Genomic DNA, 11,569 nt, shown 5'->3' with positions numbered 1-11,569 from the left:
GGCCACCGCCGGGGACGGGCCGACCTGCGCCGGGCCCACCCCCGGTTCGCCCGCCGGCTCGCCGGCGGGCGTGCTTGACGGAGGGTCGTACGGGCGGGCCGCGCGGACTAACAGGATGTGCAGGTACGCCTGCAACACCGACACCATGCCGGGCCGTTGGGTCTGGTACTCCCGAACCATCTCGGCCAGCAGCGGCGCGACCCCCGCCGCCGTCGGCGCGTCCAGCCGCCGCCAGGGCCGTTCGCCTAGACCGCGCAACGTGTCCCGGTCGGTGGGGTGAGCGAGCAGGAAGGCGTCGTCGAACAGCACCACCCAGCCGGTGAGTTCCCGGGCCCGCTCCCAGTGGTGCACCTGGCCGGGCGCGATGAAGCACAGGTTCGGAGGAGCCACCGGGCGGCGACAGAGGTCGATGACATGCTCGCCGCGTCCGCCCGTGACGTACACGATCTCGTGGAAGGTGTGCCGATGGGGGAAGCTGGCGCGGGACATCGGCCCGATCGAGTCGAAGGAGCCGATGGCGAAGGGGAGTATCTGCGGAGCGGGCACCTCGAGACGGTGCAGGGGCACCGCCACCTCGGCTGTCTCTTCCACGGCCGGCTTCCCATCCTCGCAGGGGACACGTCACGTGTACGGCGTACTCGCGCACTCCCCCGTCCGGGCGGCTCGCCCTTGCCCGGCAGCGTTCCTACCTGCCCGGTGCCCGGTTCCATTCGCCCGGTTCCGTACGCCGTGCGGGGTCCGCACGAGCGGCACGGCACGGCACGCGTCCGTACGGGCGGCACGGCACGCGGGGACCAAGCGGCCCGGCCGGCGTGCGCCGACTGGTTCTCCGGCCCGCGCCGGCCGGGCCGGAGAACCGATCCTGCCGGGTCAGAAGCGGCTGTACAGCAGCGTGTTCGGCGATTCCGCGCCGGCCTCGGTGATCCTGTCCTCGGTCGCCGCCGACCGGAGGGCCTTCGTCACCTCCTCGGGCGTGGCCTCCGGATGCCCGGCGAGATAGAGCGCCGCCGCACCGGTGACGTGCGGGGTCGCCATCGAGGTGCCGCTCTTGCGGGCACTCGCGGTGTCCGAGTCGATCCCGGCGGAGAGGATGTCCGCCCCGGGCGCGAACAGGTCGACACAGTCGCCGTAGTTCGACTCGCTCCAGCGGGCGTCCGTGTCGGTGCTGGCCGCGACGGTGAGCACGTCCGGAGCGCGGGCCGGGGACTGCTGGCAGGCGTCGCCGTCGTCGTTGCCCGCCGACACGGCCACCGTGACCCCGGCCTCCACCATGCCGGTCACCGCGGCGTCCTTGGCGTCGGTGGCGGCGCCGCCGATGCTGACGTTCGCGACGGCCGGCAGCACGGCGTGCGCGGCCACCCAGTCGTAGCCGGCGAGCACGTCCTCGGTGGTGCCGCGGTTCTCGCAGTTCAGCACCCGCACCGCGACGAGGTCGGCCTTCTTCGCCATGCCGTACGTTTCGCCGCCCACGGTGCCGGCGACGTGGGTGCCGTGCCCGTTGCAGTCCTGCGCCTCGGCGTCGTCGTCGACGAAGTCGTAGCCGTACGAGGCGCGTCCGCCGAAGTCCTCGTGTCCGACCCGGATACCGGAGTCCACGACGTAGGCGGTCACTCCGGCGGCGGTTTCCGCGTAGCGGTAGCTCTCGTTCAGCGGTAGGTCCCGCTGGTCGACCCGGTCCAGGCCCCAGCTCGGGTCCTGCTGGGTGTCGTCACCGCGTTCGGTCCGGTTCTGTTCCACGTACGCCACCGCCGGTTCGGCGGCCAGCCGGCGGGCCTGAGCGCGGTCCGCCGTGAGCGTGAAGCCCTTGAGGGCGGAGGCGAACACCCGCCGCGTGTCGGCCTCTTCGGCGTCGGCAGCGCTCAGCAGGGAGCCGGCCAGGTCGCGCACGGATGTGGTGGTACGCAGCTCGTCCGCGGCGGCGGCCCGGGCTCCGGATTCCTTCAGCACGACGATGTACTCACCGTCGATGGCGCCCGGGGCGTCCGCGCCGCGCACCTCATCAACTGTCGGCCCACCGGGTGTTGACGGTGTGGGGCCACCCTCGAGCGCGCCGGCGCCGGCCGCGAGACCGCCGAGCAGGGCGCAGGCCAGCGCGCTCGCGAGGGCTATCCGGCCCCTTCCGCGCGGGCCCTTCGAAGCGGTCCTCCGCGCTCTGGAGCGCCTCGTGGCGTGACCCGCCGCGGAGTGACCCGCCGTGGAGTGCGCACTGTGCCGGTATCGCTGGGATGATCTCTGCTGGGGTCTGTTCGCATGCTGCAACGGAGCGGCCCTTTCGGTCGGGCGTGCGATGACAGCTCCGTTCTAGCCGCACACATGTGGCACTAAGGTTACATGTACGGCATTACCGCTTCTTTCCATCGGTGGTTGTTGCCCAAGCGTTATGGCTCTCGCCGGTGTCGGAACACAGCCCTCCGGGTCACCCTTAAGCTCGTGGTCATGCACATGCCCGAGCAAGGGACGCCCGTCCACATCATCGGCGCCGGGCCCGGCGGACTCGCCACCGCGGCGGCCCTACGGCAGCGCGGCATCCGGTCGGTGGTCCTGGAGAAGTCCCAGTCCGTCGGCGCCTCCTGGCGCGCGCACTACGACCGACTGCGCCTGCACACCACCCGGCGATGGTCCGGCCTCCCCGGACTGCGCATCCCCCGCTCGTACGGGCGCTGGACGTCCCGCGACGACCTGGTGCGCTACCTCGAGTCGTACGCCGCCTACCACCGGGTGGAGTTGGCCACCGGCGTCGAGGTCGACCGGATCGAACGCGCCGGCGAGGAGTGGACCCTGCGGGCCAACGGCGGACGCGAACTGACCTCCCCCGCCGTCGTCGTCGCCACCGGCTTCAACCACACCGCCCGGATGCCGGACTGGTTGGGCCGGGACAGCTTCACCGGCACGCTGCTGCACGCCTCCCGCTACCGCGACCCGGAACCGTACCAGGACAAGGACGTGCTGGTGGTCGGCACCGGGAACACCGGCGCCGAGATAGCCGTGGACCTCCTCGAAGGCGGCGCCGCCCGGGTGCGGTTGGCGATCCGCACGCCGCCGCACATCGTACGCCGCGCCACCCTCGGCTGGCCGGCGCAGGCGAACGGCGTCCTGTGCCGTCGGCTGCCGCTCGCCCTCACGGACCGGCTGGCGGCCGGCGTGGCCAGGCTGAGCATCCCCGACCTCACCGAGCAGGGGTTGCCACGCCCCACCACCGGGCTGTTCACCCGGGCCCGCGAGGGCGCCATCCCGGTGCAGGACGTCGGCCTGTTGAAGGCCGTACGCGACGGCGGGGTGGAACCAGTCGCCGGCGTGGCCGGCTTCGCGGGCGGCGAGGTGAAGCTGCTGGACGACACGGCCATCACCCCGGACGTGGTGATCGCGGCCACCGGCTACGAACGCAACCTGGAACCGCTCGTCGGCCACCTGAACGTACTGGACAGCCGCGGACGACCGCTGGTCCACGGACCGCGCACCCACCCGGACGCGCCCGGCCTGCACTTCACCGGCTTCACCAACCCGATCAGCGGCATGCTGCGGGAGCTCAGCCGGGACGCCCCGCGCATCGCCCGCGCCATCGGGCGCCGCTGACGCCAACGGGCACCCTGTGCTGGCCAGAAGCAACCCTTCCGGGCGTCCGGTGGTCCTACCGGTCGTCGTGTTCAGCGGATCGACCGCTGCCGACGCGTACGGCAACCGACTGGAAAGGGCGCAGTCCATGCTCGACCCCGACCTCTGCCTGGACGTCCCGGAGGACTTCGACGACTCGGACGCCGAGCCCCAGGTGCATCCCATCGGCAGGAAGCTGTTCCAAGGCACGACCGCCGCGGAGGCTTTCCGGAAGGCCCATGAGTGGGTGGCCGGACACGACCTCCTCGTGCAGGACGTCTCCTGGGACTACCTGTACGGCAACGACGAGCCCCACACGCTGAGCCTCTATTTCGTCTTCGACCTGGACCCCGAGGACGCCGAGGACGCCTGACCGCGCTCGCGCCCGCGAGTCCCACCCGCCGCGCCCACGCGGCCCGGGCTGTGCACCCGCACGCCGGTGTCGTCCGGCGCGAGGTGCGGTTGCAGGGCGAGCGCGTCGTCATAGGCTCCCCCGCGCTCCGGGAAGTACGGAATCGGCTCGCCGCCGGGCAGTTCGCGCACCCGCTCGCGCAGCATGGCCTTGGCGCGGTCGGCCTCCGGCCGGGTCGCGCGGTCCGCGCCGTAGACGACCAGCGGCGGCATCGGGTCCATGCCGGTGTACCAGAACGTGCCGTGCAGCAGCGGGAACAGCACCTCCTCCAGTTGCCCGTGAATCCCCCGGGGACCGAAGGAGGACGCCCGCGCCCCGATCGTGGTGACAGCCAGCGCGCGTTTCCCGGCCAGACCGCCGTCGCCGTACCGCCGTGCGTTCCCCAGCCCGTCCCGCACGCCGAAGGCGAACCCCTGCACCAGTACCCGGTCGAACCAGCCCTTGAGGATCGCCGGCGGCCCCAGCCACCACAGCGGGAAGTGGAAGACCAGCGCGTCGGCCCAGGCGATCTTCTCCTGCTCGGCGAGGATGTCGTCGCTCAGCTTCCCCTCCTCGTACGCACGTTCCTGCGCCTCCCCGACGAACAGCCGCTCGCAGGACTCGCGGTGGAAGTCGTCCGCGTCGACGACCGGCTTCCAGCGCATCGCGTAGAGATCGGACACCTGGTGCTCGTGCCCGAGGTCGGTCAGGGTGCGCAGTCCCTCGTCAAGCAGTGCGCCGTTCAGCGAGCGCCGCTCGGGGTGGGCGAATATCCAGAGAACCTTCATGTCTCGATGCTCGGCGCCGCTCCCCGGCGGCGGTAGTGGCCAGATGGCCGATGAGTGAAAGAATACGGCCATGACCACCGCCACGACTGTCTTCCGGCACCCGACCCGCCACCGGGTCGCCGTCCTCGTCCGGCACGGGGTGTTGCCGCTGGAGCTGGGACTGGCGCACCAGATGTTCGGCGGGGCGGCGACGCCCGTCCCGGCGGGCGAGGAGTGCGGCGAGGGCGCCGGGGAGCCGCTGTACGAGGTGGTGACCTGCGCGACCGAGCCCGGCGAGGTGCGTACGGACGCCGACTTCCCGATCCTCGTACGGCACGGCACGGAGGCGCTGGCCGAGGCCGACACCCTCGTCGTGCTGGCCACCCACGAGGAGGACGAGACCGAGCGGGAGGGGCGGCTCGGGCCACGACTGGCGGCGGCGTTCGAACTGCTGCGTCCGGGCACCCGGCTCGCCTCTGTCTGCACGGGAGCCTTCGCGCTGGCCGCGGCCGGCCTGCTGGACGGCCGCCGGGCGACGACGCACTGGAGGTCCGCCGAGCGGTTCCGCGCGCTGTTCCCGGCCGTACGACTGGTCCCGGGCGTGCTGTACACCGACGAGGGCGACGTCCTCACCTCCGCGGGCGAGGTCGCCGGCATCGACCTGTGCCTGCACATGATCCGCCGGGACCACGGCGCCGCGGTCGCCAACGACGTCGCCCGCCGCACCGTCGTACCCCCACACCGGGAGGGGGGCCAGGCGCAGTTCATCCCGCGGCCGGTGCCGGGCCCGGAGCCCCGGGCCTCCACCGGCACCGCGCGCGCCTGGGCCCTGGCGCGGCTGGACCAGCCGCTGTCGCTGCCCGAACTGGCCGCGCGGGAGTCGATGAGCGTACGCACCTTCACCCGCCGGTTTCGCGCGGAGGTGGGGCAGACGCCCTGGCGCTGGCTGGCCCAGCAGCGGCTGGGACGGGCACGGCAGCTGCTGGAGGAGACGGACCGGCCGGTCGACCGGGTGGCGGCGGATTCCGGTTTCGGCACCGGCACCTCGCTGCGTCAGCACATGCAGGCGGAGTTGGGAGTGACGCCGAGTGCCTATCGGGCCACCTTCCGGGGTGGCGGAGCCGCGGTGGACCGGTGACATCCCGCTGCCGCGAGGAGCGTACGCACGGGACCGCCCGCACGGGGCCGCCCGCACGGGGGCCGTACGTCCTCAGCGGGTCTCGGCCGCCGCTCGGTCGCGGATCACCAGCGCCATCAGCGCCGCCGCCGCGCACAGCGCGCCGGAGACCACCCACACCGGGTCGTAGCTGCCGAAGGTGTCCCGGACGAGGCCAGCCAGGAAGGCGACGATCGAGGCACCCGCCTGGTGGGAGGCCAGCACCCAGCCGAAGACGATGGCGCCCCGCTCACCGAAGTGCTCCCGGCACAGGGCGATGGTCGGCGGCACGGTGGCGACCCAGTCCAGGCCGTAGAAGACGATGAAGAACAGCATCGAGGGCCGCACCTCGTCCGTGAAGAGCAGCGGCAGGAACATGAGCGAGACGCCGCGCAGCGCGTAGTACACGGCCAGCAGCCGGCGCGGGTCGAAGCGGTCGGTGAACCAGCCGGAGGCGATGGTGCCGACCAGGTCGAACACTCCTATGACGGCGAGCAGCGAGGCGGCGGCCGGCACCGCCATGCCGTGGTCGTGCGCGGCCGGCACGAAGTGCACGGCGATCAGGCCGTTGGTGGTCGCGCCGCAGATCGCGAAGGTGCCGGCGAGCAGCCAGAACACCCTGCCGCGTGCGGCGTCCCACAGCGCGCCCAAGGCCAATCGGGCGGCGCCGGTGCCCTGTTCGGCCGGGGTGACGTAGTTCTCGTCCGCGCCGTACGGCAACAGCCCGACGTCCTCCGGGCGGTCCCGTAGCAGCCACACCACCAGCGGTACGACGGCCAGCGCGGCACCGGATACCACCAGCGAGGCGACCCGCCAGCCGGGACCCTCCACCAGCAGCGCCACCAGGGGCAGGAACACGAGCTGGCCGGCGGCGCCGCCCGCCGTGAGCACGCCGGTGACCAGGCCGCGCCGCTGGACGAACCACCGATTGGTCACGGTCGCCGCGAAGGCCAGCGCCATCGATCCGGTACCGAGTCCGACGAACACGCCCCAGCACAGGATGAGTTGCCAGGCGGCGGTCATGAAGACGGTCAGCCCGCTGCCGACGGCGATGAGCAGCAGCGCGCAGGCGACCACCCGGCGGATGCCGTAACGCTCCATCAACGCCGACGCGAAGGGCGCGGTGAGGCCGTACAACAGGACGTTGACCGAGACGGCGCCGGAGATGGTGGCGTTGGACCAGCCGAACTCCGCGTGCAGCGGGTCGATGAACACACTCGGGGTCGCGCGGAACGCCGCGGCCCCGACCAGCGCGACGAAGCAGACCAGCGCGACCCACCACGCGCGGTGTGGCCGGGCCGGCCGGGGTGGCAGGCGGGGCCAGCCGGATCGGCGGGATCGGCCAGTCCGGGACGCGGCGGTGACGGTCGCCGTGGCGGAGGCGTGCTCGGCGGCGGTGGCGGCGTGCTCGGCGGAGCCGGCGGTCTCCGCGGGGGCCTGGGAGGGCGGTGTGGAAGTCACCCCGTCACCCTCGCCGGGCGCCTGCCCCGGTACGAGTGGCCGGGTGGCCATGTTGTGCGAGGATCGGGCCATGAGCGAGTCCCACGTGTTCCGTCATCCGGACCGGCACCGAGTGGCCGTGCTGGTCCGGCACGGCCTGCTGCCGGTCGAACTCGGCATCCCCCATCGGGTGTTGGGCCTGGCCAGGAGCGCCGAGGGCGAGCCGTTGTACGAGGTGGTCACCTGCTCGGCCACCCCCGGAGCGGTCCGTACGGACGCCGATGTCACGATCAACGTCCAGCACGGCGGCGCGACGCTCGCGGAGGCCGACACCGTCATCATCCCGGCGTCCCACGAGCGCGACGAGAGCACCACCAGCGGCCGGCTGGGAAACGACCTCACGGAGGCCTTCGGACGCCTGCGCGCCGACGCCCGGATCGCCTCGATCTGTACCGGCGCTTTCGTGCTGGCCGCGGCCGGCCTGCTGGACGGCCGCCGCGCGACCACCCACTGGGCCTCCTGCGCCCGCTTCCGGGAACTGTTCCCCGCGGTGCGGCTGGACCCCGACGTGCTGTACGTCGAGGACGGGGGCATCCTGACCTCGGCGGGCGTCGCCTCCGGCTTCGACCTGTGCCTGCACCTGGTGCGTACGGACTTCGGCGCGGCGGTCGCGAACACGGTGGCCCGCCGGACCGTCGTACCGCCTCACCGGGACGGCGGCCAGGCGCAGTTCATCGAACGGCCGGTCCCCGAACCGGGCGTCTCCAGCACCGGCGCGGCCCGCGCCTGGGCCCTGGAGCACCTCGACCGGCCGCTGACACTGGGCGAGTTGGCGCAGCGCGAGGGGATGAGCGTACGTACCTTCACGCGGCGCTTCCGCGAGGAGGTGGGGGTGAGTCCGGGTCGCTGGCTGGTGCGGCAACGGGTCGAGCGAGCCCAGCAGTTGCTGGAGCGCAGCGACCTGCCGATCGACCGGGTCGCGGCCGACGCGGGCTTCGGTTCGGCCGCCGCGTTGCGCATGCACACGCAGGCGGAGTTGGGAGTCTCGCCAAGCGCGTACCGTCGTACGTTCCGCACCGGCACGGTGTCGCGGATCGGCACGACGGCGGACTGACGCGGGGCTCGGGCGCTTCGCGCGGCGCCAGCGCACCGCGGGTCCCGGCGCTGGCGCTCCACGCGCCCGGTGAGATGGCGATGCGCCCCGCGCACCAGCACGCGCGCGGCGCATCACCGTCCGAATCCGGCGTGCCGGCCCGGCACACGCAGGGCGGGCCCCGTCCGGAGGGACGGTCGCCGGGGCGCGGCCGTACTCGCCAAGGCGTCCACGACCCTCAACGTCCCCTCACGACGAACCGCTCGCTCAAGGGTGATCAGTCACGCACGACACGTCAATACCTGGTCTGGACTTTCCCCTGGGAGTCCGAGGCGGGACGAGCTCAGGCGGAGAGCGGGCCGGCGGCCGAACGCCGGCCGGAGGGCCCGGCCGTACTCGCGGCGGCACCCTGAGTGGCGCTGGTCGCGGGGCGGGACGGACTGGCCGACGGGCCGCTGGCGGCGCCGGCGGGCTGGCCGGTGGCGGCCGCGAGGTCCGGATAGCAGTCGAAGAGCCGGCGGACTCCGAGTGCCGCGAGCACCCGGTTCACGTGGGAACCGTCCTCGGCCCCCCGGGCTGGCAGGATCAGCCGCAACTGCCCGGCGCAAGAGCGCATCAGCCGGCGCGAAGCGATCAGGACACCCACGCCGCTGGAGTCACAGAAGAGCACCTCGGACAGGTCCAGCACCAGGCTGCGCCGCCCCTCGGCGACCGCGTCATGGACGTGTTGCCGCACGGCGGGCGAAGTGACGAGGTCCATCTCGCCGGAAACCCGCAGGACGGCCCACTCCCCCCGCTCCTCCTCGCACACTTTCAACGACACGTGTCCCCTTCCCTGTGGCCCACTGGCTTCCCGGTCTCCCTGAGCCACCGTGATCGCCTACCTGAGGTGATCCTTCCTCGTTTCGGCTGCCCCACGGGACGCGGCCGAAACCGCACTCCTGCGAAGACCCTATGCGCTGGACAACCCCTTCGTCCCGTCGGTTCGGCGAAGAATGCCCGGACCGGCGACGTTTCGCGGTTCTTCACACCACGTCGGCCACGGCGGCGGGGAGTTTCCGGCGGCCCCAGCGCAAAGTGACGGAAACAGCACCATGAGCAACTCCCGTAAGGCGAACATTGCCGCAAAGGGGCGCACGTTGTCAGCCCCTCGCACTACATTCGGGGTGGGAACCGCACAGGAGTCCGTTCGCTGGGAGAGCGAGGCGTATGGCACAGGACACACCACCGCGCTGGGACCGGAGAATGCAGCAGCGCCTGGCGCGCGGCGAGGCCGCGGCGCTCGGCGAGCTGTACGACCGGTTCGCGCCGCTGGTGCACAGCCTGGCCCACCGGGTGTTGGAGGAGGACGACGCGGCGAACCGGGTCACACGGGAGGTGTTCGCACACGTCTGGGAGCATCCCGAGGAGTACGACCCCCGGCACGGGCCGTTCCGTTCCTGGATAGCGGCCTTGACCCAGCGCCGGGCCGCCTACCGGTTACGCCGTCAGGAGCAGGCCGCGAACGGTTCCCCCGAGCGTGTCGAGGAGAAGGTCCGTGCCGCGTCCGCCGCCGCCCGCGCCGACTACATCGTGACCTCCATGCCGACCTCGCTGCGCGCCGCGCTGGAGTTGGCGTACTTCCAGCGGCAGGACTGTCGGCAGACGGCCGAGCGGCTTGGCGTGACGGAGGCGGAGGCACGACGGCGGCTGCGACTCGGATTGCAGCTGTTGTCCTCGGCCGCGGAGCGCCCCCTACGGGAGCAGCCACCGCGAAGATCCGGGCCGGTCCAGGGAAGCGGCGCGCAGGGCGGTGCGGGGGAGTTGCCGGAGTTCGGGGGATCGCGGTGAACGGCTCACACGACTCCTTCGACGGTCAGGGCGACTCCTGCGAGGGGCACGGTGAAGAGGACCACGGGGACGAGCGTCGGGAGGGCCGCGACCGGGGCGAGTACGGCCGCGGCCCGGCGGACCCGCGGGACGGAGGGCCGGACCCCGGGCCTCGGCACGACGACCCGACGCGGGACGCCGAGACACCGGACGCCGAGACGCGGGGCACGGTCGAGTCGCCCCGGATACCACTACCGCGTCCACCCGCGGAAGACGCGGAGTGGCCGTGGGAAACGGCGCCCGGGCCAGCCCCCGACCGTGCCGGTCCGGCCGACTCCGGGGACCGCACGGCGTACGGCGAACCATCAGCCGGCGGCCCGCCCGACGAGCGACCGACATCGCCCGGGCGGCTGGAGGGCACGCCGGCACCCAAGTTCGAGCACGGGGTCCTCAAGTCCCTGTTGGGCGCCTGGGCGCTGGCGGCCACCTCGCCGGCCGAGACGGCGGCCGTGGAGGCGCACCTCGCCGGCTGCGAGACCTGCGCCGACGAGGCGCGACGGCTGCGGGACGCGGTGGGGCTGCTGCACCCCGAGGAGAGCCTGGACCTGGACCCCATGCTGCGCTCCCGGGTGCTGGCCGGCTGTCTGGACCGCCGGCCGGCGCGGGTGCCGATCCCTTACTGGGTCACGCCGTACGACACCGAGACCGCCCGACTCGAGGCACTGCTGCATGACATGGCGAAGTCGGAATGGCGGGCGCCGGTCCGGCTCCGCTGGTTCGAGGGAGAGGGCGCGGCGGCGCGGGAGACCACCGTCGCCGGGGTGATAGAGCATCTGCTGGCGGTGGACGGGCTGCTCGCCGCCCCGCTCGGGCTGTCCGATCCCCTGAGCGCCATGTCCCCCGGCGGCCTCACCGGCGGCCCCGGGACCCCGGTCGGCGGCCCCGCCGTCCGTACGGAAGCACTGTGGCGGGCGCACCAGGCGACGGACACCGGCAGCGGGGCTCGTATGCCCTGGCGGGAGCAGGGCCGGGAGTTGGTGCGCACGGTCTCCTTCGCGGACGAGGCCTCCGCCCGACTCGAGGTGCCCTACGGGGACTTCGTGCTCCCCCTACGGGACGCCTTCATCGACCGGGCCTTCGAGTGCTGGGTGCATGCCGGTGACATCGCCGACGCCGTGGACTATCCGTATGAACTGCCGGCCGGTCCGGACCTGCGGCTGATGGTCGATCTCGCGGCCCGGCAGTTGCCGGGCACCCTCGCGCGGCGCCGCCGGGCCGGACTCGCGGCGCCGGCCCGGCACCTGTCAGCGGTCGGCTCGCCG

Annotated in this window: 10 protein-coding genes and 1 pseudogene (1 of these 11 only partly in view); 6 read left to right on the top strand and 5 right to left on the bottom strand. The window is 73.0% G+C overall.

All coding sequences use genetic code 11. From position 1 onward, the window contains the following. Both AN216_RS04405 and AN216_RS04400 read right to left on the bottom strand, forming a co-directional pair. Nucleotides 1–591: AraC family ligand binding domain-containing protein (locus AN216_RS04405; protein WP_244502316.1), on the bottom strand; the 591-nt coding region annotated here is incomplete at its 3' end. 279 nt (nt 592–870) lie between these two features. Continuing rightward, the gene (locus AN216_RS04400) at nt 871–1,995 is read right to left on the bottom strand and encodes a S8 family peptidase (RefSeq protein ID WP_244502315.1); all 1,125 of its coding nucleotides are present in this window, start codon (nt 1,993–1,995) and stop codon (nt 871–873) included. Nucleotides 1,996–2,442: 447 nt separating this feature from the next. Here AN216_RS04400 and AN216_RS04395 point away from each other — a divergent pair, with 447 nt between their 5' ends. Both AN216_RS04395 and AN216_RS04390 read left to right on the top strand, forming a co-directional pair. Next, entirely contained in the window at nt 2,443–3,573 is a 1,131-nt protein-coding gene (locus tag AN216_RS04395) for a flavin-containing monooxygenase (protein ID WP_070195264.1), read from the top strand. A 67-nt stretch (nt 3,574–3,640) separates the two neighbouring features. Then, the gene (locus AN216_RS04390) at nt 3,641–3,964 is read left to right on the top strand and encodes a hypothetical protein (protein WP_244502314.1); all 324 of its coding nucleotides are present in this window, start codon (nt 3,641–3,643) and stop codon (nt 3,962–3,964) included. On the opposite strand, the gene AN216_RS04385 is transcribed toward AN216_RS04390, so the two are convergent. Further along, entirely contained in the window at nt 3,919–4,770 is an 852-nt protein-coding gene (locus tag AN216_RS04385) for an NAD(P)H-dependent oxidoreductase (RefSeq protein ID WP_070195260.1), read from the bottom strand. The two genes, AN216_RS04390 and AN216_RS04385, sit on opposite strands and share 46 nt — an antisense overlap. A 70-nt stretch (nt 4,771–4,840) precedes the next feature. Between AN216_RS04385 and AN216_RS04380 the strand changes: the two genes are divergently transcribed. Continuing rightward, the gene (locus AN216_RS04380; protein WP_070195259.1) at nt 4,841–5,887 is read left to right on the top strand and encodes a GlxA family transcriptional regulator; all 1,047 of its coding nucleotides are present in this window, start codon (nt 4,841–4,843) and stop codon (nt 5,885–5,887) included. A gap of 72 nt (nt 5,888–5,959) precedes the next feature. On the opposite strand, the gene AN216_RS04375 is transcribed toward AN216_RS04380, so the two are convergent. Beyond that, nucleotides 5,960–7,438, bottom strand: coding sequence for an MFS transporter (locus AN216_RS04375; RefSeq protein WP_244502313.1), 1,479 nt, complete (start codon nt 7,436–7,438; stop codon nt 5,960–5,962). Between AN216_RS04375 and AN216_RS04370 the strand changes: the two genes are divergently transcribed. Further along, nucleotides 7,437–8,459 (top strand): GlxA family transcriptional regulator, encoded by a 1,023-nt coding sequence (locus AN216_RS04370; RefSeq protein WP_244502312.1) that lies wholly within the window; start codon nt 7,437–7,439, stop codon nt 8,457–8,459. The genes AN216_RS04375 and AN216_RS04370 overlap by 2 nt on opposite strands. Nucleotides 8,460–8,910: 451 nt before the next feature. Here AN216_RS04370 and AN216_RS04365 read toward each other — a convergent pair. Next, nucleotides 8,911–9,261, bottom strand: a pseudogene (locus AN216_RS04365) (STAS domain-containing protein); the annotation flags it as partial. A 386-nt stretch (nt 9,262–9,647) separates the two neighbouring features. On the opposite strand from AN216_RS04365, the gene AN216_RS04360 reads away from it, so the two are divergent. After that, complete coding sequence (locus tag AN216_RS04360) at nt 9,648–10,268, top strand: sigma-70 family RNA polymerase sigma factor (RefSeq protein ID WP_079166243.1); 621 nt, start codon at nt 9,648–9,650, stop codon at nt 10,266–10,268. Continuing rightward, nucleotides 10,265–11,569, top strand: partial view of a zf-HC2 domain-containing protein gene (locus AN216_RS04355; RefSeq protein ID WP_079166242.1) — the 5' portion only. Its footprint extends 345 nt past the window's final position; only the first 1,305 of its 1,650 coding nucleotides appear in the window; the start codon lies at nt 10,265–10,267; its stop codon lies beyond the right edge, outside the window. Before AN216_RS04360 ends, AN216_RS04355 begins: the two co-directional genes overlap by 4 nt.

The organism is Streptomyces oceani, assembly GCF_001751245.1.
Lineage (GTDB): Bacteria > Actinomycetota > Actinomycetes > Streptomycetales > Streptomycetaceae > Streptomyces > Streptomyces oceani.
Note: the sequence above shows the minus strand (reverse complement) of the source record. Positions and strands in the feature narration are given on the sequence as shown.